Source organism: Actinomadura rubrisoli (assembly GCF_004349215.1).
Classification (GTDB): Bacteria; Actinomycetota; Actinomycetes; order Streptosporangiales; family Streptosporangiaceae; genus Spirillospora; species Spirillospora rubrisoli.
Genome location: NZ_SMKU01000032.1, coordinates 21,744 through 44,554 on the forward strand (window position 1 = coordinate 21,744; position 22,811 = coordinate 44,554).

The following is a 22,811-nucleotide window of genomic DNA, read 5'->3' on the forward strand; positions in this document are numbered from 1 at the left end:
AATCGTGCCACACCCCCGGCACGGGCCGATCAAGGGCCGCCTAGACTCGGGAAGGTGACGGATTCGACGGCGCACGAGCACAGGGTGACCAGCGAGGTCGGGCGGCTGCGGACCGTCCTGCTGCACCGTCCGGGCGCGGAGCTGAAGCGGCTCACCCCGCGCAACAGCGACAAGCTGCTGTTCGACGCCATCCCCTGGGTCGGCCGGGCCCAGGAGGAGCACGACGCGTTCGCCGAGGCGCTGCGGTCACGCGGCGTCGAGGTCCTGTACGTCACCGAACTGCTCCAGGACGCGCTGGAGTACGAGGCCGCGCGCGATCAGGCGATCATCGACGCCACCGCCGACTTGCGGCTCGGCGACCAGCTCCGCCGCGTCGTCGAGGGGTACCTGCGCGACCTCGACCCCGAGGTCCTGTCCCACACGCTGATCGCAGGGCTGGCGCACGAGGAGCTGAAGTCCGGGCACGGCCTGGTCTACCGGCTGATGGACCGGCTCGACTTCATCATCGACCCCCTGCCCGGCCTGCTGTTCACCCGCGACAACAGCACCTGGATCGGCGACCGGGTGGCGGTGACGAGCCTCGCCATGGAGGCCCGCCGCCGCGAGGCCGCCCTGACCGGCCTGATCTACGCGCACCACCCCCGGTTCGCCGGGGTGGAGCCGGTGTACTCGCCCGCGCTGGAACACCTGGAGGGCGGCGACGTCCTCCTGCTGTGCCCCGGCGTGATCGCCGTCGGCACGGGCGAGCGGACGACCCCCGCGGGCGTCGAGCGGCTGGCACGCCAGGTCATCCCGCCGGGCCTGGCCCACACCGTCCTCGCGGTCCCGATCGCGCAGGAGCGGGCCACCATGCACCTGGACACCGTCTGCACCATGGTCGACGTCGACACCGTCGTCATGTACCCGCCCGTGGCCCACTCCCTGACCGCCTACACGGTCACCCTGGTCAATGGCGACCTCCAGGTCACCGAGCCCCGCCCCTTCCTGGAAGCCGCCGCGGACGCCATGGGCCTGGACCGCCTCAAGGTGATCGACACCGGCCTGGACCCCGTCACCGCCGAGCGCGAGCAATGGGACGACGGCAACAACACCCTCGCCGTAGGCCCGCGTCTGGCCGTCGCCTACGAACGCAACATAGAGACCAACGCGCAACTAGAAGCCGCAGGCATAGAGGTCATCCGCATCACCGGCAGCGAACTAGGCACCGGCCGAGGTGGCCCCCGCTGCATGTCCTGCCCAATCCTGCGTGTCTAATTCAGTGCCCTTGGCGTCGGGCGTTGGACGCCCTCCTTCGGCGGGCACTGCGGCGATCGCTGGCATCGCTCCGTCTCGCCTGGCGGCTCGCTGCGCGATCAGGTTCTCGCAAGCTCGAACCTGGCTTCGCACGCGATCGCAACGTTTCGGCCGTTGACACTTCCGGCTCAAGCCTTCTGTTGAGGTCCGCTGGCTCCGCTGAGGTCCGCCGTGTCTTCGGCTGTTGTTTCGCTGGAGCCGTAGGCCATCTCAAGACCTAAGAGCACCGCAACTAGCGCAGTGCTTGGGCGCCGACGGGGGCGACTGCGTCGTTGGAGTTTGGGGCGCGGGGAGCTCTTAGGACGGCCCATACGGTGGTGGAGCCGTCTTCGTGGCGGACTCCCCAGCCTTCGGAGAGCGACTCGACGATGCCTAGGCCGCGGCCGCCTAGGGAGGAGAGTGTGCCGGGGCCTCGGCGGGGTTCGGTCATGGCGCCGCCGTCGCTGACCTCGAGTTCCAGGAGGTCGCCGCGGCGGAGCCAGCAGACGCGGACCTGGCCGGACGGCAGGGGGCGCGCGTGGCGGAGGGCGTTGCTGATGAGTTCGCTGACGATCACGCTGGCGTCGTCCACGATGGATTCGTAGACCCCTGAGGCGACCAACTCAGAGCTGAGGCGCTTGCGGGCGACCGCGACGCTGGACGGTGCGTGTGGGAGCAGTACGACGCTCGACGCTCTCACCTCCCCGTGGTTTCGCTGGCTCGGACGGGACCCGCCGTCCCTCTTCCGGTACGACCGAAATGCCCTGAAGGTCCGATCCGGAAACCTGAACGCCCCAGTGTGCCACCTGCACAACGAGTCACCGGCCGTCCGGTCACGGTGATCACCCCCGGTTGCGGTGTCGGAACGCGGTGGAACGGAATGTCGTCACCAACGGCGACCAACGATGGATCTATCCAGCCAACGGCGGATTACTCCTCGCGCGCACGTTTCGTCCGTCACACCCTGTCGACACCGTACTTTCCCGCAGACGGCCACCTTTCCACCTGTCAAGTTCCCGGCAAGATCGGGCCACCACACTGTCACCTGTCCGGATCCGGCCACTATCCCTTACTTTGTGTGACTAATGACCGGTCCGCCGGAACGCCGCGTTCACCCTGCTCGACGTAGCGAGAGGCGCATGCAAGTGCCCTCCCCGGAGCCCTCGCCATCCGGGGGGCGGGACCCGTTCTCGACCCCCGGGGCGCCAACGTGAGATGCGTCACGATTGAAGTTCACCGGATGTGCGGAGATCGTCCCGCCCTGCGCCTCGGTCAGGCGTTTGACGATGTAGAGGCCCAGGCCGATGCCGCCGAAGCGGCGGCGGTCCCCGGCCTGTCCCTGGACGAAGCGCTCGAAGATCCGCTCATGGTCGCCGGGCGCGATGCCGATGCCCTCGTCCGCGACCGTCACGACGATGTCGCCGCCTTCGGTGTGGGCGCCGACGCGGACCGTCCCGCCGTCGGGCGAGTACTTGAAGGCGTTCTCCAGCAGTTGCCCGAGGACGATGTCGGTCGCCATCGCGTCCCCCCGCGCGGACGGCAGGTCCGGTGCGACGGCCAGTTCGACGCGGTGCAGCGGCGAAAGGGACCGGAAGCCCGCGACCACGCCCTCTAGGACGCGCCGCAGGTCGAACGACTCGATCGTCACGGCCAGCTCGTCGGCGCCCGCGCGGGATCCGAGCAGCAGGTGCTCGACGAGGCGGCCGAGTGACTGGGCGCGCTCGGCGATGGTGGCCACGGCGGCTCGGCGGTCGGTGCCGGCCAGCTCGTCCCACCGGTTGACCAGCGTGGACGCGAACCCCTGGACGACCGTGATCGGAGTGCGCAGCTCGTGGCTGGTCGTGGCGAGGAACAGGTCCTTGGCCTCCTCCAGGGCCTTGGCCTCCGAGACGTCGCGGAAGTCGACCACCAGCTCGCCGGTCTCCTCGATCTCGGCGGCCAGCACGTTCAGCCAGATGCCCGACTCCAGCGGGAAGGTGAGCATCTCGCCGAGCGCGGGCATGGTGAACGGCAGCGGGCGGCCGATCGCGTCGTCCGGCGGGATGCCGGTGAGGGTGTGCGCGGCCGGGTTCCACTGCCGGACGACCAGGTCGTGGTCGAGCACGGCGATGCCGTCGGCGCTGGAGTCGATGACGGCCCGCTCGTGCGCGCGCTGCCGGACGACCTCGGCGTAGGCGACGGCGTTGCCGACCGCGACGCCCGCGTGCCCGGCGAGCAGTTCCAGCAGCTCCAGCTCGGTGTGCCCGGCGTTGCGTCCGGAGAACAGCGCGTACAGCGCCCCGTACGGACGGTTCTGCAGGTAGGACAGGCCGAGCGCGATGGTGTGCAGACCGTCCAGCTCCGACCAGATCAGGTCGCCGAGACGCTGCTCGCCCGTCGCGAGCTTCACCGTCTTGCCGGAGCGCAGCAGCTCGCCGACCAGGCTCGACCGCAGGTCGGCGGACGTGCCGCGCATGTGCTCGGGCAGCCCGGACATGCTCACCAGGCGCAGCCGCTCGCCCTCGATCCGCACGAAGCCGCCCGCGTCGGCGCCGGTCAGCTCGATCAGCGCGGTCGTGATCCGGTCGAGGACGACGGCCAGATCGAGCTCGGCGTTGAGGTCGGCGACGATGTCGTTCAGCCGCCGGACGAGCCGCGCCCGCTCGGTCATGTAGTGCTGGACGATCTCGTCGTCCTCGGCCGGGTGGTACACGCCGACCCAGCCGAGCGGCGTTCCGGCCGGGTCTTTCAGCAGGCTGGTGTCGATGCGCACGTCGATGAGGCGGCCGTCCCGGTGGAAGCGGCGGGTCGCGATCGAGATCTGCCCGCCGTCGCCCGCGGCCCCATCCTTGGCCGCCTCGGGGCCCACGCGGCGCGTGAGCAGCCGCTCCTGCACCGCGTTCTGCTCGGCCTTCAGCTCGTCCGGGACGATCGGCGGCACCCGTCCGACCATCTCCTCGGCCGTCCAGCCGAACATCCGCTCGGCCGCCGGATTCCACACCGTGACGCGGTGCTTCTGGTCGAAGGCCACGATCGCATCAGCGGCGCTCTCGATGACGGCGCGCGCGATCGGATCGTGGACGTGGTGGTACACGCCTGTCATCGTGCCACCGGACCCGGGCGCGGCGCGTGGCAACCAGCGCTGAAAAGTTCCCACCAGAGGCGGGCGACCAGCGGAAGAACGCCACTTCAAGGGCCCAAGGACATCGAAACCGCCGTCAGGCGCGGACCTCCCGGGCGCGCCGCGGCGCGCCGGTCAGCGCGCGGCCCGCCGGATCCTACCGATGAGTAGGGCGGCGGCCGCGGCCACCAGGAACGACGACAGGGAGGCGCTCATCCAGCTCTGCGGGGTGAAGTGCAGCGCGTCCCGCACGTCCTCCCAGTAGCCCGCCCACCGGCTGACCGTGCCGGGGTTGATCAGCTGGTAGGCGACGAAGCCGGCCGCCCAGGCGACGACCATGCCCCAGCGGGACGGCGCCGTCCGCGAGGTGTCCCAGCCGGGTCCGCCGCCGGAGACGCCGCGGGACCTGGCGAGGTCGCGGCCCCGTCCGAAGAAGAAGTCCGCCGCGAGGACGCCGAGCATGGGCACGAACACCGAGCCGATCAGCGACAGGAAGCCCGCGTAGTCGCCGATGTCCAGCGCCAGGGCGAGGACGGTGATGCCGGTGCCCAGCGCGATCGTCAGGACGCGGCGGTCGGCGCGCGGGACGAGGTTCTGGATCGAGACCGCCGTCGAGTAGACGTTGGCGAACGACTGGTCGGCCTCGCGGAGCACGAACACCGCGAAGAACAGCACGCCGAGCGAGACGTTCAGGAACGGGTCGAAGACCTTCGTGGAGTCGCCCGCGACCAGCGCCAGGGCCAGCAGCCCGAGGATGTAGGCGATGATCTGCGTGACCGAGTAGCCGATCGAGGCCGCACCGAAGGCCCCGCGCGCGCTTCGGGCGTGCCTGGTGTAGTCGGCGGCGACCGGGACCCAGGAGATGGACACGGCCAGCGCCGCGTCCGCACCGATCCAGAAGCCGCCCCAGGACCCCTGCGTGAGGTCGGGCAGCGGCTCGCGCACGAGCTGGACGTAGAAGTAGACCAGCGCGACCATCACCGCGACCGTCACGTACCGGCGCAGCAGCCGCACCGAGCCCAGGGGCCAGATGGTCAGCACCGTGGTGATGACCCCGGCGGCGACGACGTACGTCCAGCGCGGGACGCCGTCCCAGAGCGCGCGCGCCGCGTCCGCGATGACGATCAGCTCGAACGTGCCCCAGCCGACGAGCTGCGCGATGTTGAGCACGGTCGGCAGATAGGACAGCTTCGCGCCGAACAACCCGCGCAGCAGCACCATCGCGGGCTTGCCCGTCCGGGCGCCGGGCGCCGCCGCCAGGCCGAGCATCAGCCCGCCCAGGATCGTCCCGGCGGTCATCGCGACGATGCCGGCGACGATCGACAGCGTGGGCTTGCCGTCCGCGTCCGGCGCCAGCACGGTGTACGCGCCGGAGAAGGCGAAGAGGCTGACCCCGAGGTTGGCCCAGAAGGCGCTCTGGTCCCAGAACCCGAGGACCTTCGGCGCCGGTTCGTCGAGGGTGTACGGCGCCTCGTCCCGAGGGCGCTCTTCGACGGCGGACGTCATGCGACACGCTCCCTACGCCGGCATTACCCGGACAGGTTCATGCGGTCGGCGACGCCTTGGAGGTCGCCCTCTCAGCCCGGTCGGCCCGAGCTCCCGCGGATATCGGTCGAAATGATCGTACAGCGCCCGAAATTCAGGCGACGTACGGCGGACCCTCGCCGCCGTTCTCCATCGGACGGCCCGCCTCGGCCCAGCCCTTCATCCCGCCGTCGACGTTCCTCGCCAGCCAGCCCGCCTGGTTGAGCGCCACCGTCACCTGCGCGGACCGCGCCCCCGACCGGCAGATGACGAAGATCTCCTGGTCGCGCGGGACCTCTCCGGCGCGGTCGCTCAGCTGGCCCATGGGGATGTGGACGGCTTCCGGCGCGTGACCCGCGTCCCACTCGTCCTGTTCCCGCACGTCCAGCAGGTACGCGTCCTGCGGAACGTCGGCGGCGATCACCGCCGGCACATCGTCCCCGAAAATCATCACACCCCCATGGAACCGCGCGAGGGCCCGCCGCGTCGAATCACTCATGCGGTATCGGACGCTCCTTTTCACGACGCCCGGCCTCGCCATGATCCTCTCACTGGCGGCCTGCGGCGACGAACAGTCCACGAGCAAGTCCGCCGACCAGCCCTCGGGCACGACCTCGGTCAAGCCCTCCGCTACTCCGGCGGACACCCTGACCGTCCAGGTGAGAGCCTCGGCCGAGGCTCCCGCCAAGACCTGGACGCTCAACTGCGCCCCGCCCGGCGGCGACCACCCCAAGGCCGCCGACGCGTGCACGGCACTGGCGAAGGCCAAGGAACCCTTCAAGCCGGTGCCCAAGGACCAGATGTGCACGCAGATCTACGGCGGCCCGGAGATCGCGACGGTCAAGGGCACCTGGCAGGGCAAGCCCATCGACACCAAGTTCACCCGGAAGGACGGCTGCCAGCTCTACCGGTGGAGCGCCGTCGGCCCGCTGTTCGGCAACGTTCCCAAGGTCCGTTGAACGAGCCATCCCCGTTCCGGCTCGTACGCGAGAGGGCCCCGGCCAGACCTGGCCGGGGCCCTCTGCCGTCCGTTCAGCGCGCTGCCGTCACCTCCGCGCGCTTCTCCGCGGGGGCGGCCGTCCCGGCGGGGACGGTACCGCCGGTCAGCGGCTTGAACCGCCGCAGCCGCAGGCTGTTGCTGACCACGAAGACCGAGGAGAACGCCATCGCGCCACCGGCGATCATCGGGCTGAGCAGGCCCGTCGCGGCCAGCGGCAGTGCGGCCACGTTGTAGGCGAACGCCCAGAACAGGTTGCCCTTGATCGTGGCGAGCGTCCGCCGCGACAGCCGGATCGCGTCGGCCGCGGCCCGCAGGTCGCCGCGGACCAGGGTCAGGTCGGACGCCTCGATCGCCACGTCCGTGCCGGTGCCCATCGCCAGGCCGAGATCGGCCTGGGCGAGCGCCGCCGCGTCGTTGACGCCGTCGCCGACCATCGCGACCGTGCGCCCCTCGCCCTGGAGGCGCTTGACGACGTCCACCTTGTCCTGCGGGAGGACCTCGGCGATGACCTCATCGATCCCGACGGCGTCCGCGACCGTCCGGGCGACGGTCTCGTTGTCGCCGGTCAGCAGCACGGGCCGCAGGCCGAGCGCCCTCAGCTGCCGGATCGCCTCGGCCGAGGTGGGCTTGACCTGGTCCGCGACGGTGATCACCGCGCGGGCGGCGCCGTCCCATCCCACCGCGACGGCGGTGTGGCCCTTGGCCTGCGCGGTCCGCATCGCCTCGTCGAGCTCGGGGGTGAGGTGCTGCGACCACTCGGCCAGCAGTTGCGGGCGGCCGACCAGGACGCCGTGGCCGTCCACCATGCCCTGGACGCCCAGGCCCTCGACGTTGGCGAAGTCCTCGACGGTGCCGAGCGACCCGGCCCGCTCGGCGGCGCCCTTGGCGATGGCCTGCGCGATGGGGTGTTCGGACGCGTCTTCCAGGGCGCCCGCCAGGCGGAGAACCTCGCCCGTGTCCACCCCGTCGGCGGTGTGGACGCCGACCAGGGCCATCCGTCCGGTGGTGACGGTGCCGGTCTTGTCCAGGACGACGGTGTCGACGGCGCGGGTGGACTCCAGCACCTCCGGGCCCTTGATCAGGATGCCGAGCTGCGCGCCGCGCCCCGTCCCGACCATCAGGGCCGTCGGGGTGGCGAGGCCCAGCGCGCACGGGCAGGCGATGATCAGCACGGCGACGCCCGCGGTGAACGCGCCGGCGATCCCGGTGCCGGTCCCGGCCCAGAAGCCGAGGGTGGCGACGGCCAGCGCGATGACGACCGGGACGAAGATCCCCGAGATCCGGTCGGCGAGCCGCTGGACCTGCGCCTTGCCGGTCTGCGCGTCCTCGACCAGCCGGGCCATCTGGGCGAGCTGGGTGTCCGAGCCGACTCGGGTGGCCCGCACCAGCAGCCGCCCGCCCGCGTTCACGGTCGCGCCGGCCACGGCGTCGCCGGGCCCGACCTCCACCGGGACGGACTCGCCGGTCAGCAGGGACGCGTCCACGGCGGACGAGCCCTCCTCGACCGTCCCGTCCGTGGCGATCTTCTCGCCGGGACGGACGACGAACACGTCCCCCACCGCGAGCCGGTCGACCGGGATCCGCTCCTCCCTGCTCTCACCGGCGGGACCGTCCCGGACGACCGAGACCTCCTTGGCGCCGAGCTCCAGCAGGGCCTTCAGCGCGGCTCCGGCGCGGCGCTTGGACCGCGCCTCGAAGTAGCGTCCGGCGAGGATGAACGCGATGACGCCGGACGCGGCCTCCAGGTAGATGTTCATCGACCCGTCCGAGCGGGTCATGGAGAACTCGAAGCCGTGCTTCATGCCCGGTTCGCCGGCCGTCCCGAAGAACAGCGCCCACAGCGACCAGCCGAACGCGGCGAGGGTGCCGACCGAGACCAGCGTGTCCATCGTCGCGGCGCCGTGCCGCAGGTTGGTGAGCGCGGCCCGGTGGAACGGCCAGCCCGCGTACACCACGACGGGCGCGGCCAGCGTCAGCGACAGCCACTGCCAGCTCTCGAACTGCAGGGCGGGGATCATCGCCATCGCGATGACCGGGACCGAGAGCACCACGGAGGCGACCAGCCGCTGGCGCAGAGCCAGCAGGCCGTCCGGCGGCTCGTCCTCGGCCCCGCCCTCGTCCTTGGGCGGGACGGGCAGCTCGGCGGTGTAGCCGGCCTTCTCGACCGAGGCGATCAGCTCGTCCGGGGATACCCCCTCGGGGAACTCGACCCTGGCCTTCTCGGTGGCGTAGTTGACCGTCGCGGTCACGCCCTCGATCTTGTTGAGGCGCTTCTCGATCCGGGCGGCGCACGACGCGCACGTCATCCCGCCGATCGCCAGCTCGATCCGTCCGGGTTCCGCGTCTGGTACGGCGCCGGTCGTCATCGCTCCTCCTTCTCCTCGCTCGTCCGGGATGTCAGTGCGTGTGGGTGTGGCCCTCTTCGGGCTCCTTCGCCGGTGTGCCCGCCGTTCCGGCGTTCACGGTGAACTCGGCCGTGCGGACCTTGCCCTCGTGCTGGAAGTCCAGGTAGAGACGGTAAGCGCCCGCGCTCGGCACCTCGGCGTAGAACGTGATGCCGGGACCCGGCCTCGTCTTGCCGTCGCCGGGCTCGCCGTCCGGGTGGACGTGGAGGTAGGCCATGTCACCCTCCCGGAGCGCGACCAGGTGCCCGTACGCCTCCAGGTACGGCTGGATGTTCGTGACCGACTCACCGTTCCGGCTCACCCACAGCGTGAGCTTGCTGGTGCGCCCGGGCACCAGGCTTCCGACGAGCTCGACCTCGTAGCCGTCCACCCTCGCGAACGGCTCGGCCTTCGGCAGCGGCGCGGGCGTGAAGTCGCCGGGGGCGGCGATGTCCGTCCCCAGCGTGAGCTGCTGCTTCGCGCCCTCCGGGTGGACGTCGGTGAAGAACCGGTACGTCCCGGCCTTCGGCAGCACCAGGGCCACCGCCCAGACGCCCCCGCCGACCTCCTGGGGGTGCAGGTGCTGGAATCCCGACAGGTCGCGGCGGGCGATGATCAGGTGGAGCCGCTTGCCGTGCAGGGGCGTGAAGCGGGTGACGGGCTTGCCGTCCGGGCCGTTCACGGTGAACCGGAAGTCGGTCAGCTCACCGGGGGTGAACGTCGTCCGCTGCGGGCTCAGGGTGTAGCCGTCCTGGGACACCTGGAGGCCGCCGGGTATCGGGCCGCCCGCCTTGGCCGGGGCGGCGTGGGCGCCGTGGCCCTCGTGCCCGCCCGTGTCCGCGGTGGCGCCCACAGGGCCGACGATCTTGCCGGCTCCCGCGGCGCCCCCGAAGACGACCGCCAGTCCCAGGGCGTAGACCCCCAGCTTGGTCGCGGTGTTCATCGTCCTTCGCCTCGTCTCGCGTCGTGGCTGCTGCCGTTCACTGCTTCAGTTCGTAACCGGCCTCCTCGACGGCGCCCTGGATGAGGGCGGCGTCGACGGGGCCGTCGCTGGTGACGGTCACCGTGCCGGTCTTCAGGTCCACGTCCACGCTCGTGACGCCCGCGACCCGCTCGACCTCCTCGGTGACCGCGCTGACGCAGTGCCCGCAGGTCATCCCGGCGACGGTGTAGGCGGTGGCGGTGCTCATGTCGTGTCCTCCTCGGTTGCCTGGTTTGTACCCTGGGGGGGTATCTCGTGGACCTCATCGTGCCATAACGCTTCACCCTTAACAACCCCTACCCCCTAGGGGTTGTTTCGAGATCCCGGTCACAGTTCCGGCCCGGCCGGACCTCGCCCGCGGCAGGGAGTTATCCACACCCTGGGGGCCGCGCCTCCTGTCATCTGCCCGCCACCTTGTCGACATTTACGGAGGTATGGACCTCGAAAAGCCCGTGGGGCCAGGTGGATTCCGGGTTACACACAGAGTTGTCCACAGGTATCCACAGCCCTGTGGACGGCTTCGTCGCCGTCATCGCCGATACTTGTTGACATGCCTGAGCTACCTGAGGTGGAGGCGCTGACGGACTTCCTGCGGGAGCGCGTGGTCGGCCACGCCATCGCCCGGACCGATGTTCTCGCCATCTCCGCGCTGAAGACGTACGACCCGCCGGTGACGGCGCTGGGCGGGCTCACCGTCACCGGTGCCGCCCGGCACGGCAAGTTCCTCGATCTGGACGTCGACGGGCTGCACCTCGTCATCCACCTGGCGCGCGCCGGGTGGCTGCGCTGGCGCGACGAGATCCCGTCCAGGCCCGTCCGCCCCGGGGGCAAGAACCCGCTCGCGCTGCGCGTCCACCTGGACGACGGGTCCGGGTTCGACCTCACCGAGGCCGGCACCAAGAAGGGCCTCGCGGTGTACGTCGTCCGCGACCCGGCGGAGGTGCCGGGCGTGGCCTCGCTCGGGCCCGACCCGCTGGACGGGTCGTTCACCACCGCCGTCCTGGCCGGGATCGTCGGCGGCAAGCGCGCGCAGATCAAGGGCCTGCTCCGCGACCAGAAGATCATCGCCGGGATCGGCAACGCCTACTCCGACGAGGTGCTGCACGTCGCCCGGATGTCCCCGTTCAAGATGGCCTCGTCCCTGACCGAGGACGACGTCGCGACGCTGCACGAGGCGATCGTCACCACGCTGCGGGACGCCGTGGAGCGCTCGCGCGGCCTGGAGGCCCAGGACCTCAAGGGGGAGAAGAAGACCGGCCTCCGCGTGCACGGCCGCACCGGCCAGAAGTGCCCGGTGTGCGGCGACACCATCCGGGAGGTGTCGTTCGCCGACTCGTCCCTGCAGTACTGTCCGACGTGCCAGACCGGCGGCAAGCCCCTCGCCGATCGGCGGATGTCCCGCCTCCTGAAGTAGGTCCACCGTGGACGGTCGTCCCCGGAGCCTCCACCATGGAGACGTCCCGTCCGACGCGCGCGGATGTTTTCGGGTCGTCCTGCCAACCCGGGACGGAACCGCGCCGTCTCAGACGGTGAGTGCGAAGGGAGCACGACCACGATGAGGATCGCCGACGAGCTTCTCCTGCTGGCCATCCACCCGACCGGCGGACGCCCGGTCATCGGCGACGCGGAGCTCGATCTCGGGCTGGCGGGCGCGATCCTCGCCGACCTGGTGCTGTCCGGCCGCGTGGAGCTCACCGCGGGCGGCGTCCGTCCCGCCGCCGTCACCCGCCCCCCGGCAGGCGACCCTGAGCTGGACGGCGCGTTCGCCCAGATCGTCCGGGCTCCCGGCGCCCGCGCGGCCCGCGTGATCACCGCGCTGAGCGGCGAGACCCTCCGGCTCCGGCTGCGCAACGGCCTGATCGGACGGGGCGTCCTGGCCGAGGAGGAGCAGTGGGTCCTCGGCGTGCTGACCTCCAGCAGCCATCCCGAGCTGAACCCGGCGCCCCGGCGGGAGATCCTGGCCCGTCTCGACGCGGCGCTCGGCGGCGCCGTCTCCGACGAGCGGACGGCGACCCTGCTCGCCATCGCGCACGCCTGCGACCTCGCCCGGGAGCTGTTCCCCAAGGTCCCCGGCCTGGAGAAGCACATCCCGGTGGGCTGGGCGGCCCCGGCCGTGGCCGCCGCCGTCGCCGAGATGCGCGCCGCCGCGCCCGCCGCCACCCCGGCCCGAGCCACCCCCCGCTCCTGACACAAGCAAGGGGTCAGCTGCGAAGGAGGGCGACCAGGGGGCCGAGGCCCGGGTCCGATGATGCCGCGTCGAGGGCCTCGGTGAGGGTCGCCTGGTAGGTGGGGGCGGCCTTCTCCTGCAATGCGCGCCCCTCCTCGGTGATCACGGTGTAGACGCCCCGGCGGTCCTTGGGACACATGTCGCGCCTGGTGAGGCCGGCGTCCTCCAGGCGGGCGACGAGCCGGCTGACCGAGCTCTGGTTGAGGCCGATGAGGTCGGCGAGCTCCTGCATCCGCAGCTCGCCGTCGCCTGCGTTCGAGAGGCGGCACAGGGCGCGGAACTCCGACAGCCCGATGCCGTGCCGCCGCTGCAGCGCCCTGGCCAGCAGATGCTCGACCCGGCCGTGCAGGGTCACCACGCCGTCCCAGGTCTTGGCATCCACCGGTATCGCGCTCGTCGCGCCAGCACTCATCACGCCACCTCGGCTCTCCGTTGACAGCAGCCTACATGCAGTGCCAATATCTGCATGCGCATACAACTCATGCAGGTACATGCACATTCCGTGGAGGCGATGATGGACAGTCCGCTCCTGCTCCCCTACGAAGGCCCGCACCTGGAGCTTCCCAACCGGATCGTCATGGCGCCGATGACGCGGGGGAGGGCGGACGACGAGACCGGCGTCCCGCACCCGCTGACCGCGGCGTACTACGCGCAGCGCGCGTCCGCCGGGCTGCTGGTCAGCGAGGGCATCTGGTCGAACGCGACCGGCAAGGGCGGCCCGGGGATCCCGGGACTGGTGACGGACGCGCAGGTCGAGGGGTGGCGGGACGTCACCGGCGCCGTCCACGCGGCGGGCGGCAGGATCTTCGCCCAGCTCTGGCACGTGGGCCGGATGACGCACCCGCTCATCCTCCCGGACGGCGCGACGCCCGTCGCGCCCTCCCCCGTCCGGATCGAGTCGGAGCAGATCTACACGAACCTGGGCGACGTCGACCACGTCACCCCGCGCGCCCTGACGACGGCCGAAACCGAGGCGGCAATCGCCGACTTCGCCGCCGAGGCGCGCAACGCGATCCGGGCCGGGTTCGACGGGGTGGAGGTGCACGGGGCGAACGGCTACCTCATCCAGCAGTTCCTCGCCGAGAACACCAACCGCCGCACCGACCGGTTCGGCGGCTCGCGGAACGGGCGGCTCCGCTTCGCGGTGGACGTGGTGGAGGCGGTCGCCGCCGAGGTGGGGCCCGGACGGGTGGGCCTGCGGATCTCCCCCGGCAACCCCGAGAACGAGATCGCCGAGCAGGACGCGCAGGGCACCTACCGGGCGCTCGTCGACGCCATCGACCCGCTCGGCCTCGCGTACCTGCACATCATCGAGCGCGGGGCGTACGGCGCGCTGGCCGACCTGCGGCCCCGCTGGTCGGGGACGCTCATCGGCAACTTCAACGGGCCGGAGGCCAACGGGCGGCGCACGGGCGAGGAGGTGCTCGCGGCGGGCCTGGCCGACCTCTTCTCGTTCGGGCGGCTGTTCATCTCCAACCCCGACCTCCCCGCGCGGTTCGCGACCGGCGCGCCCCTCGCCCCGTACCGTCCCGAGCTGGTCTACGGCGGCGGGGACGAGGGCTACACCGACTACCCCGCCCTGGCCCACGCGCGCTGACCCGCTCCTATTCCAGCCAGGGCGCTTCTTATGGATCTACGTTCTGCTGCGCGGCGCTCACGACGAACAAGACCCATATGAAGCGCCCTAGAGCGGGACGTCCCAGAAGGCGATCTCGTGGCGCATGCCCTGGAGGAACAGATGCTCGGCGCGGGACGGGTCGGCGCCCGACTCGTCGATCATCTGGGCGCAGCGGCGGGTCAGGGCGGCGAAGCCGGGGTCGGCGTAGGTGTCGATCCAGCGGCGATAGCGCGGCTCCGCCGGAGGGTTCTCGGCGAGCCGGACGCCGAGCGCGGAGTAGCCCCACATGCAGGGGTAGAGCGCGGCGAGCCCTTCGGCGTACGAGGCGGCGCTCTCCAGGAGGAAGGACGTGTAGGCGGCGCAGGCGGGGCCCTTCTTCGCGCCCTCCAGGTCGGCGCCGAACTCCGACGACAGCGACCGGTGCAGTTCCAGCTCGTCGTGGAACGTCGCGTGGGCCAGGTCGACGAGGTCGCCGAGGTGGGTGTCGGGAGCCTGCCAGGCGAGCCGGGAGAAGACCCGGACGTAGTCGAGCAGGAAGAGGTAGTCCTGTTCCAGCCAGGAGCGGAACACCGCCTCGCCGAGGTCCCCGCGGGCGATGCCCGCGACGGTCGGATGCCCGAGCTGCTCCTCGACCAGCGGACGGCCGAGTTCCTCCAGGTGCGAAACGAGGCTCATGCCCGCAAGTCTTCCATCTGGGAAAGACCAGACCCCGCCAGGTCGTGACCTGGCGGGGTCCTGGTCCTGCGCCGGTGTGTGGGGTCGCCTCTCGGCGAAAGGCACAACACGGCTCCAGCCGAACGGTATTCCGTGAAGGCGATAGGTGAGGCCCGGGGACACCAGGCACACCGGCTGACATATGTAACCGGCGGCCCGCCGGGATTGTTCCCCGGCCCCGGACGGCCTTGGCCGGACGGTCAGCGCGGCGTCGTCGGCTGGACGCCCGGAGCGTCCGCGAACGTGCCCGTCCGGCGGATCGTGTGCCAGCGCAGGCCCGCGCCCAGCAGTGCGGTCACCACGGACTGCACGACCACCAGGTACATCAGCTGCCGGTAGACGACCTGCTGGAGCGGCAGGGTCCACAGCGGACGGATCGGCTCGCCGTCCAGCCAGAGCGCGTAGGCACCGGCGGCGGTCTGGGCGGCGGCGAAGACCGTCCACATCAGGATCGGGGTCATCGGGTCCAGGAACACCAGCCCGTACAGGGCGAACAGGTCGACGGCGGGCGCGAACAGCGGGAGCAGCACTTGGAACACCGCCAGGTAGGTCAGGCAGCGGCGGCCGAACCGGCCCGAGCCGCCGCGCTCGAAGACCGAGCGGCGGTGCTTCCACATCGCCTGCATGGTGCCGTAGCACCAGCGGTAGCGCTGCCTCCACAGCTGCCGCAGCGACGACGGCGCCTCCGTCCAGGCGAGGGCCTTCTCCTCGTAGACGACGCGCAGGCCGGTGCGGCAGATCGCCATGGTGAGGTCGGTGTCCTCGGCGAGGGTGTCGCCCGGGACGCCGCCCACCCGCGCGAGCGCCGCCCGCCGGAACGCGCCGATGGCGCCCGGGACGGTGGGCATGCACTGCAGGACGTCGAACATCCGGCGGTCGAGGTTGAAGCCGATCACGTACTCGATGTGCTGCCAGCGGCCCAGGATCCCGCCGCGGTTGGCGACCTTGGTGTTGCCGCTCACCGCACCGACCCGCGGGTCGGCCAGCGGCGCGACGAGGTGGCGGAGGGTGTCGCGCTGGAACACGGTGTCCCCGTCGACCAGCACCAGGACCTCCGTGCCGGCCAGGGCGACGCCCGCGTTGAGCGCGCTCGGCTTGCCGCCGTTCCCCTTCCGGACGAGCCGGACGCGGGGCAGCCCGAGCGCCTGGACGATCTCGGCGGTGCGGTCGGTGGACCCGTCGTCCACCACGATCACCTCGACGGCGCCCGGATAGTCGGTGTCGAGCAGCGACATGACCGTCGCCGCGATCCCCGCCTCCTCGTTGTACGCCGGGACGATCACCGAGAGGGGCGGGAACGGGTCCGGGGGCAGCTCGTCGTACCCGGGGATACCGGGCAGGATCGGGCTCCCGCAGACAGGCCCGTCCCCCTGCCGTCCCGGCGCCTCACCGGACCGATCGGCGCCGCCGGGCCGTCCGCGGATCCGCCGGCCGCGCCGCCGCCCGCGGACGCGGCGCATATGCACGTGCGCGAACGGCAGCAGCACCACCAGGCGCGCCGCGTACAGGACGCCGGCCAGCCCGAACAGCGCGCCCAGGGCCCCGGTGAGGGTGGACGCGGCGCGCTGCGCGGTGACCAGCGTCCAGCCGACGGCCTTCTCCCGCGCCGGGACCGGGACCTCGGCGGCGGGCATCCGCAGCGCCTCCGTCAGCGTGGTGAAGCGGTACCCCTGCGGCTGGAGCCGCTCGATGATCTGCTCGACGGCCGCGAGGGTCTGCGTCCTGTCGCCGCCCGAGTCGTGCAGCATGACGACGGCGCCCTCGCCGCGCCGCTCCGCCGCCAGCGCGCTCTGGACGATCTTCGCGGTGCCGGGCATGGCCCAGTCCTCGGTGTCGCGGTCGGTCAGGACGACGACGTACCCGTCCCCGCCCGCCAGGCGGGCCGCGCGCCACTCCGCGTCGGTCAGGCCGTCCGGGCCGGACGAGTACGGCATCCGCATCAGCCGGGTGTGCACGCCCGCCGCGCCCGCGAGGGCGCGCTGCGTGAGGTCCAGTTCCAGGCGGTTCCGCCAGGCCGGCGCGGTGGCCATGTCGATGTGCGTGTAGGTGTGCGAGCCGATCTCGTTGCCCTCGCGGAGGATCCGGCGCGTCAGCCCGGGGTTCTCGGCGATGTGCGCGCCGATGGTGAAGAAGGTGGCGCGGGCGCCGCGCCGCCGCAGCAGGTCGAGCAGCCGCGGCGTCCACTCGGGATCGGGGCCGTCGTCGAAGGTCAGCGCGATCGTCTTGGCCGGCATGCGGAGGCTGTGCAGCGTGCCGCCCGCCATGTTGAGGACCGGTCCGCCCGAGGTGACCTCGGACGGGGCGGGCGCGGGATGCGCGGGCTCCACGCGCGGCGCCTCGCCGACGGCGCCGTGGGCGAAGCCGTCCAGCAGCAGGAGGACGGCGAGCGCCAGGCCGCCGAGCAGGAGCAGCACCCAGTGGCCCCGCGGTTCGCGTCGCACGGTCAGCGCGGCTTCTTCTTGCGGCCCCACGCGGGCGGGCCGGTGTGGGAGCTGCCCGGACGCGGCGTGGGCGTGGGCGTGACGGCCGGCGTTGTCCCCGGCGCCGAGGGGGTGGGCGGCGCGGACGGCGTCGTCCATGATCCGTCGCCCGCGCCGGACGGACTCACCACCGGACCGCCGCCACGGCTGCCGTCGCGGCCGCCGCTGGTCCCCGGCCTGCCCTCGCCGCGCCGCGTCCCCTCATCGGGCCCGGCCCGGCGCGGCTCGCGCCCGTTCGGGGGGCTCTCGCTCGCGCGGCGGTGGCCGGGCGGCTGGTCCCAGGTCGTCAGCGGCACGTCCGCGCCCGTCGCCACGCCGACGCCCAGCGCGCCGAGGAACAGGACGAGCGACGCGCCGGCCGCGAGCCCCAGCCGCCGCCCGAACCGTCGCCGCCGCCCGCTCGGGTCGACGAACACCGGCGCGGCCGCGCCGGTGTTCGTCTCGGCGAATGTGTCGGCGAACGGGGCGGTTTCGAGCATCTCCGTCGGCGCGTGGCCACTGGTGGCCGCCGGGATACCGGTGACGAGCAGCTCGTCCCGGCGGCCCGGGGCCCTGGTTCCGGCGGGGGCACCGGTGTCCGGACGACCGCCCTTGCCTGGCGGTTCGTCCGGAGGGGGAGCTTGTGCGGGTGCGTCGCTGATCATCTTTTCCGTCACTTCGCGCAGTGGGGGGAACGGCCCGCTCGCAATGGCGTCGTGGGCGTTCGATGCTTCAGCGCCCTGCCCGGCTTTCGTGTCACACATCGGTGAGAATCCCTGCACAATGTCGCGGGTGACGAGAGCGGAGGACAGGGCGGGCGACGCGGGGAGGGAAGAAGAGCTCCGCCGTGCCCTGCGGGAGGCGCAGAAGGGCGACGAGACGTCCTTCCGCCTGCTCTACCGCGACACCCAGCCTCGGCTGATCCGCTTCGCCGGCGCGCTCGTCGGCGCGGACGCCGAGGACGTCACGTCCGAGGCGTGGCTCCAGATCTCCCGGGACCTGCCCACCTTCCGCGGCGACCTCGACGGCTTCCGCGGCTGGACCGCGACGATCACCCGGCACCGCGCGCTGGACCATCTGCGCCGCAGGTCCCGGCGGCCCGCCGCCGACCTCCCCGTCGAGGAGCTCACCACGATCGCCGCCGAGGGCGACACCGAGATGATCGCCCTGGAGGGCCTCGCCACCGGGGACGCGCTGCGCCTCATCGCCGAGCTGCCGCGCGACCAGGCCGAGGCGGTGCTGCTGCGCGTGGTCATGGGCCTGGACGCCAAGTCGGCGGGCAAGGTGCTCGGCAAGCGCGCGGGCGCGGTGCGCACCGCGTCCTACCGCGGCCTCAAGCGCCTCGCCGACCGCCTCGCGCCGACGGCCGCGCCCGCCGCGTCACCGGGAACGGCCGCCGCCTCGCCGGGAGGGACCGCCGCCGGGTCACTCCCTGGCACCTGTGGTGACAGAACCGGCGAGCCCGGCGCTGAAGGGGTGAGATGAGCGACCACGGGACCGATCGGCTCGACCCGCGCGACGCCGAGCGCCTGCTCGACGGCGCCGATCCCGGTGTGGACGACCACGCCGGGCTCCGCGGACTGCTCGCGGCCGCCTCGGCGCCCGGGCGTCCCGAAGAGCTCGCGGGCGAGGACGCCGCCGCCGCCGCGTTCACCGCCGCCCGCACCGCCGAGACCCGCTCGGCCGGCGCACCGGCGGCGTCCAGGACGCGCCGCCGGCTGGCCGTCGTTCCCCGGGCCGTGACGGTCAAGCTCGTGGTGGCGACCGGCGTCCTGGCCGCGTTCGGCGGGGTCGCCATCGCGGCGGGGACCGGGCACCTCCCCGGACGCGACACGAAGCCGGAGCCTCCGCATCGCGTCCCCAAGATCACGCGCGATCACTACGGCACCCCGTCCGGCCCTGGCACCCCGTCCGGACCCGGCTCGCCCACCGCGCCGGGCGCGCCGTCGCCGACGCCGACGCCCTCGCCGACGCCCTCGCCCTCCAAGTCCCCGAAGGCCGGACGGCAGGAGGGGCACGGCAAGCAGGCGGGCAAGCCGGGAGCCGGTTCCGAGGAGTCCAAGAAGCCGAAGAAGGAGAAGAAGGGGAAGAAGCCGAAGAAGCCGCGGCGGTCGCACCCCCGCCGCGACCACGACCACCGGGGCCCCAACGGCAAGAACCCCGGCTCGAACGGCTCCACCCACCCCGGCCTGGCGCCCGGGAAGACCCCGAACCCGAAGGCCCCCCTCAAGTAGGCTGTCACCTGCACCTTTCTCTCTCTACGTGCATCATCTCCGTTTGGAACAAAGCATTCCGTTCTGATAGAGTGCAGGCACGGACAGAGAGAGGAACCACCATGATCCTGACCATCGGCGCCACCGCCCACTTCGGCCGCCAGACCGTCGAGACGCTGCTGGAGGCCGGCGAGCCGGTCCGCGCGCTCACCCGCGACCCGAACGCCGCGAACCTCCCTCCAGGTGCCCAGGTGGTGCGCGGGGACCTGGCCGCCCCCGAGACGCTGGCCCCCGCGCTCGACGGCGTGACCTCCGTTTTCCTCGTCCTGCCCTATGGCCTGGACCCGGCGGCGTTCCTGGACGCCGCCCGCGAGGCCGGGGTGCGGAGGATCGTCTTCCTCTCCTCCGGCGCCGTGGTCGACGGCGCCGACCGGCAGCCCGACGTGATCGCCCAATACCACCACGGCGTCGAGAAGGCGATCGCCGCGACCGGAGCGGACTGGACGTTCCTGCGCCTGTTCTTCCCGGCCATCAACGCCCTCTCGTTCGGCATGCAGCTCACGGGCGGCGACGTCATCCGCGCCCCGTACGCCGCCGCGACGAGCGCGCCCGTCCACGAGCGGGACGTCGCGGAGGTCGCGGCGCGCGTCCTCACGAGCGACGGCCACGCCGGACGGATCTACGACCTCACCGGCCCGGAGTCCCTGACGCAGGCCGACCAGGCGGCCGTCCTCGGGCAGGCGCTCGGCCGCCCGCTGACCTTCGAGGAGCTGGACGACCAGCCCGTCCGCGAGCAGATGGGCCGGTTCATGGACGCCGACTTCGTCAACGCCCTGTTCGACCTCATGGCGGCGACCGTCGGCAAGCCCGCCGTGGTGAACTCCACCGTCGAGGAGATCACGGGACGCCCGGCGCGCTCCTTCGCCCAGTGGGCCGCCGACCACACCGCCGACTTCGCCTGATCGAAGCGACCCGTCAGTTCATCGCCAGATCGGCGACGAGCCCGTAGTGATCACTCGCTGCGGGCTCGACGAACACGCGGGTGCAGTCGCGGATCGCCAGCGTGGGGCCGCCGTGCAGGCCGCAGCGCACCAGGATGTGGTCGATCCGGCGGAACGGCCAGTCACCGTCCTCCATCAGCGGGTTCTCCGGCGTGTACGTGTGGCCGGGCTCATCGGGGTGGATGCGCTCCCAGGCGTCCCGGTAGCAGACGCTCATGCCGTGCAGCGACTGCCGTCCCGTCCAGAAGCGCATGCTGGCCGCGTCCGGCGCGGCATCGAAGTCACCGGCCACGACCACGTGCATCGGGCCGTCGTGCAGGCGCCCCTCGATGGCCCGCGCCGCCGCCACGGCCTGCAACTCCCGCTCGTGCTCGTACGCGAGTTGCCAGTTGGGGAAGTGGTTGACGAACAGCAGCGGCCCGATCGGATCGGGTGCCCGGACCTCGGCGACGAGGCTCGTGCAGGCGAACGCGACGGTCCGCGGCGTGACCTTCAGGTCGACCTCCGTCGCCGCCGTGATCGGCCACCGGCTCCCGATCGAGATGCCCTGCCCGTCCGGTTCCCGCTTCGCCTGATGCGCCACGACGTAGTCCGGCCCGAGCAGGTCGGCGGCCTGGTCGTAGGACGCCGTCCTGACCGACTCCTGGAACGCGACGAGATCGGGCCGCAGCTCCCGGACACCGTCGGCGATCATCTTCCGCCGTCCGGCCCAGTCGCCCCTCCGCCCCCACAGGTTCAACGTCAAGACGCGCATGCCCGCCCGCTACCCGGCCAGACGGCCCGCTAAGCGGGTCAGACGGTTAGGCCGGTTGGGCGGCGACCTGCCCGGCGTGGCTCACGACATGGTCGACGAAGCCGTACTCCCGCGCCTCCTCGGCCGTGAACCACCGGTCGCGGTCGGAGTCGGCGGAGATCCGCTCGACCGGCTGCCCGGTGTGGAACGCGACGCGTTCCTGGAAGATCCGCTTGGTGAACACCATGCTCTCGGCCTGGATCTTGATGTCGGACGCGGTGCCGCCGATCCCGCCGGACGGCTGGTGCATCAGGATCCGCGCGTGCGGCAGGGCGTACCGCTTGCCGGGGGTGCCCGCGCACAGCAGGAACTGCCCCATCGACGCGGTGAACCCCAGCGACAGCGTCGCCACGTCGTTCGGGATGAACTGCATGATGTCGTAGATCGCCATCCCGGCCGTCACCGAGCCGCCGGGCGAGTTGATGTAGAGGTGGATGTCGCGTTCGCCGTCCTCGGCGGAGAGCAGCAGCATCTCCCCGCAGATCCGGTTCGCGATGGCGTCGTCGACCTGCTGGCCGAGGACGATGATGCGCCGGCGCAGCAGCCGCTGGTAGACGTGCTCGCTCCCGAGCTGGGCGGTCATCTCGTCGGTCTTGGCGGTCGGGTGGAGAAGATGGGCCATGCCTCAAGGAGAACCGCAGGTCAGGCCCCGCGTCCAACAACACTTCCCGGCACATTCACAACCCCCGGTTGTTAATCTGGGACCATGGACGCGGACCTCCAGGGCATGCGCGCCTTCGTCGCCGCCGCCGAGGACCTTCACTTCGGACGGGCGGCCGCCCGGCTCTTCCTCACCCAGCAGGCCCTCTCCAAGCGCATCCGCCGCCTCGAAGCCGCCCTCGCCGTCCCGCTCTTCGACCGCACCACCCGCTCGGTCGAGCTCACCCCGGCCGGACGGCGCCTCCTGCCGCTCGCCCGCGAGGCGATCACGGCCTTCGAGACGGCCGTGAACGCGGTCCGCGGCGTCCCCGTCCCGCTGCGCATCGACGTCTACCACGAGCGGTTCAGCCCGATGGAGACGATCCGACGCGTCATCGCCGCCGAACCCGCGATCCGGGTCGAGGCCACCATGCGGCAGGGCCTCGCCGTCGCGCTCCCCGCCCTCCTGCGCGGCGAGATCGACGCCGCGTTCGGCCGCGCGCACGACCTCGGCCGCCCTTGGCCGGACGAACTGGCCCGCCGCCGGTTCTCCCTGGCCCCGCTGTACGCGTTCGTCCTGGAAGGGCACCCGCTGGCGTCCCGGACGGCCCTCCCTGTCCGCGACCTCGCCGCCGCCGGCATCGTGATGCCCGACCCGGGCGGCTCCACCGAATGGCGCGGCTACCTGACCCGCCTCGCGACCGAGTTCGGCATCCCGCTCCGCTTCTCCGAACCGGCCTTCGGCCTCCTCGGCTACAGGGAGATGATGGAACGCGACAACAAGGCCGTCGCCGTCGGCGAGCGGGACATGGTCCTCCCCACGGAAGAGGGCATGGTCCGCATCCCCATCACCGACCCCGTCCCCCTCTTCCCCTGGTCGGTCGT

General features: G+C 72.1%; 22 protein-coding genes and 1 riboswitch. Of the genes, 9 read left to right on the top strand and 13 right to left on the bottom strand.

The window, feature by feature from the left end:
- Positions 1-54: 54 nt before the first annotated feature.
- A complete protein-coding gene (locus E1298_RS09675) occupies positions 55-1,254 on the top strand; it encodes an arginine deiminase (RefSeq protein WP_131891362.1) in 1,200 nt (399 codons plus the stop codon).
- 271 nt (positions 1,255-1,525) lie between these two features.
- On the opposite strand, the gene E1298_RS09680 is transcribed toward E1298_RS09675, so the two are convergent.
- The 4 genes from E1298_RS09680 to E1298_RS09695 all read right to left on the bottom strand — a co-directional run bounded on the left by E1298_RS09680 (position 1,526) and on the right by E1298_RS09695 (position 6,344).
- Positions 1,526-1,972 (bottom strand): ATP-binding protein, encoded by a 447-nt coding sequence (locus E1298_RS09680; RefSeq protein WP_243725485.1) that lies wholly within the window; start codon positions 1,970-1,972, stop codon positions 1,526-1,528.
- 411 nt (positions 1,973-2,383) lie between these two features.
- A complete protein-coding gene (locus E1298_RS09685) occupies positions 2,384-4,354 on the bottom strand; it encodes a sensor histidine kinase (protein ID WP_131891365.1) in 1,971 nt (656 codons plus the stop codon).
- Positions 4,355-4,507: 153 nt separating this feature from the next.
- Positions 4,508-5,878 carry a purine-cytosine permease family protein gene (locus E1298_RS09690; RefSeq protein ID WP_131891368.1) on the bottom strand — a complete coding sequence of 457 codons (1,371 nt, stop codon included), beginning with the start codon at positions 5,876-5,878 and terminating at the stop codon, positions 4,508-4,510.
- Positions 5,871-5,985, bottom strand: a riboswitch (TPP riboswitch). It overlaps the preceding gene by 8 nt.
- A 26-nt stretch (positions 5,986-6,011) precedes the next feature.
- Positions 6,012-6,344 carry a rhodanese-like domain-containing protein gene (locus E1298_RS09695; RefSeq protein WP_131891427.1) on the bottom strand — a complete coding sequence of 111 codons (333 nt, stop codon included), beginning with the start codon at positions 6,342-6,344 and terminating at the stop codon, positions 6,012-6,014.
- 91 nt (positions 6,345-6,435) lie between these two features.
- On the opposite strand from E1298_RS09695, the gene E1298_RS09700 reads away from it, so the two are divergent.
- Positions 6,436-6,855 carry an SSI family serine proteinase inhibitor gene (locus E1298_RS09700; RefSeq protein ID WP_243725486.1) on the top strand — a complete coding sequence of 140 codons (420 nt, stop codon included), beginning with the start codon at positions 6,436-6,438 and terminating at the stop codon, positions 6,853-6,855.
- A 73-nt stretch (positions 6,856-6,928) separates the two neighbouring features.
- Here E1298_RS09700 and E1298_RS09705 read toward each other — a convergent pair whose 3' ends face one another.
- Genes E1298_RS09705 through E1298_RS09715 form a run of 3 tightly spaced genes read right to left on the bottom strand, consistent with a single transcriptional unit; the run spans position 6,929 to position 10,470 of the window.
- Entirely contained in the window at positions 6,929-9,262 is a 2,334-nt protein-coding gene (locus E1298_RS09705) for a heavy metal translocating P-type ATPase (RefSeq protein WP_131891373.1), read from the bottom strand.
- Positions 9,263-9,293: 31 nt separating this feature from the next.
- Positions 9,294-10,223, bottom strand: coding sequence for a hypothetical protein (locus tag E1298_RS09710; protein WP_131891376.1), 930 nt, complete (start codon positions 10,221-10,223; stop codon positions 9,294-9,296).
- 37 nt (positions 10,224-10,260) lie between these two features.
- The gene (locus tag E1298_RS09715) at positions 10,261-10,470 is read right to left on the bottom strand and encodes a heavy-metal-associated domain-containing protein (protein ID WP_131891380.1); all 210 of its coding nucleotides are present in this window, start codon (positions 10,468-10,470) and stop codon (positions 10,261-10,263) included.
- Positions 10,471-10,812: 342 nt separating this feature from the next.
- Here E1298_RS09715 and E1298_RS09720 point away from each other — a divergent pair, with 342 nt between their 5' ends.
- Positions 10,813-11,676: an Fpg/Nei family DNA glycosylase gene (locus E1298_RS09720; RefSeq protein WP_131891383.1), complete on the top strand. Its 864-nt coding sequence runs from the start codon at positions 10,813-10,815 to the stop codon at positions 11,674-11,676.
- A gap of 141 nt (positions 11,677-11,817) precedes the next feature.
- A complete protein-coding gene (locus tag E1298_RS09725; RefSeq protein WP_165975386.1) occupies positions 11,818-12,450 on the top strand; it encodes a GOLPH3/VPS74 family protein in 633 nt (210 codons plus the stop codon).
- A gap of 13 nt (positions 12,451-12,463) precedes the next feature.
- Here the strand turns inward: E1298_RS09725 and E1298_RS09730 are convergent, their stop codons facing one another.
- Positions 12,464-12,901 (bottom strand): MarR family winged helix-turn-helix transcriptional regulator, encoded by a 438-nt coding sequence (locus E1298_RS09730; RefSeq protein WP_243725487.1) that lies wholly within the window; start codon positions 12,899-12,901, stop codon positions 12,464-12,466.
- A 99-nt stretch (positions 12,902-13,000) separates the two neighbouring features.
- Between E1298_RS09730 and E1298_RS09735 the strand changes: the two genes are divergently transcribed.
- The gene (locus E1298_RS09735) at positions 13,001-14,086 is read left to right on the top strand and encodes an alkene reductase (RefSeq protein WP_207944528.1); all 1,086 of its coding nucleotides are present in this window, start codon (positions 13,001-13,003) and stop codon (positions 14,084-14,086) included.
- Positions 14,087-14,173: 87 nt separating this feature from the next.
- Here E1298_RS09735 and E1298_RS09740 read toward each other — a convergent pair whose 3' ends face one another.
- From E1298_RS09740 to E1298_RS49370, 3 genes are all read right to left on the bottom strand, one after another.
- Positions 14,174-14,782 (bottom strand): TenA family protein, encoded by a 609-nt coding sequence (locus E1298_RS09740; protein ID WP_131891389.1) that lies wholly within the window; start codon positions 14,780-14,782, stop codon positions 14,174-14,176.
- 239 nt (positions 14,783-15,021) lie between these two features.
- Complete coding sequence (locus tag E1298_RS09745) at positions 15,022-17,262, bottom strand: bifunctional polysaccharide deacetylase/glycosyltransferase family 2 protein (RefSeq protein ID WP_243725488.1); 2,241 nt, start codon at positions 17,260-17,262, stop codon at positions 15,022-15,024.
- 2 nt (positions 17,263-17,264) lie between these two features.
- Positions 17,265-17,957 (bottom strand): hypothetical protein, encoded by a 693-nt coding sequence (locus tag E1298_RS49370; RefSeq protein ID WP_131891392.1) that lies wholly within the window; start codon positions 17,955-17,957, stop codon positions 17,265-17,267.
- 106 nt (positions 17,958-18,063) lie between these two features.
- On the opposite strand from E1298_RS49370, the gene E1298_RS09755 reads away from it, so the two are divergent.
- The 3 genes from E1298_RS09755 (at position 18,064) to E1298_RS09765 (ending at position 20,455) form a co-directional block, all read left to right on the top strand.
- Positions 18,064-18,765, top strand: coding sequence for an RNA polymerase sigma factor (locus E1298_RS09755; RefSeq protein ID WP_131891395.1), 702 nt, complete (start codon positions 18,064-18,066; stop codon positions 18,763-18,765).
- The gene (locus E1298_RS09760) at positions 18,762-19,514 is read left to right on the top strand and encodes a hypothetical protein (RefSeq protein ID WP_131891399.1); all 753 of its coding nucleotides are present in this window, start codon (positions 18,762-18,764) and stop codon (positions 19,512-19,514) included. The genes E1298_RS09755 and E1298_RS09760 overlap by 4 nt, the downstream gene beginning before the upstream one ends.
- Before the next feature lie 101 nt (positions 19,515-19,615).
- Positions 19,616-20,455: an NAD(P)H-binding protein gene (locus tag E1298_RS09765; protein WP_131891402.1), complete on the top strand. Its 840-nt coding sequence runs from the start codon at positions 19,616-19,618 to the stop codon at positions 20,453-20,455.
- A gap of 13 nt (positions 20,456-20,468) precedes the next feature.
- Here the strand turns inward: E1298_RS09765 and E1298_RS09770 are convergent, their stop codons facing one another.
- The gene (locus E1298_RS09770; RefSeq protein WP_131891405.1) at positions 20,469-21,248 is read right to left on the bottom strand and encodes an endonuclease/exonuclease/phosphatase family protein; all 780 of its coding nucleotides are present in this window, start codon (positions 21,246-21,248) and stop codon (positions 20,469-20,471) included.
- A 46-nt stretch (positions 21,249-21,294) separates the two neighbouring features.
- Positions 21,295-21,870, bottom strand: a complete 576-nt coding sequence (locus tag E1298_RS09775; protein WP_207944530.1) for an ATP-dependent Clp protease proteolytic subunit — start codon at positions 21,868-21,870, stop codon at positions 21,295-21,297.
- A gap of 123 nt (positions 21,871-21,993) precedes the next feature.
- On the opposite strand from E1298_RS09775, the gene E1298_RS09780 reads away from it, so the two are divergent.
- Positions 21,994-22,811: LysR family transcriptional regulator (locus E1298_RS09780; RefSeq protein WP_131891410.1), on the top strand; the 818-nt coding region annotated here is incomplete at its 3' end.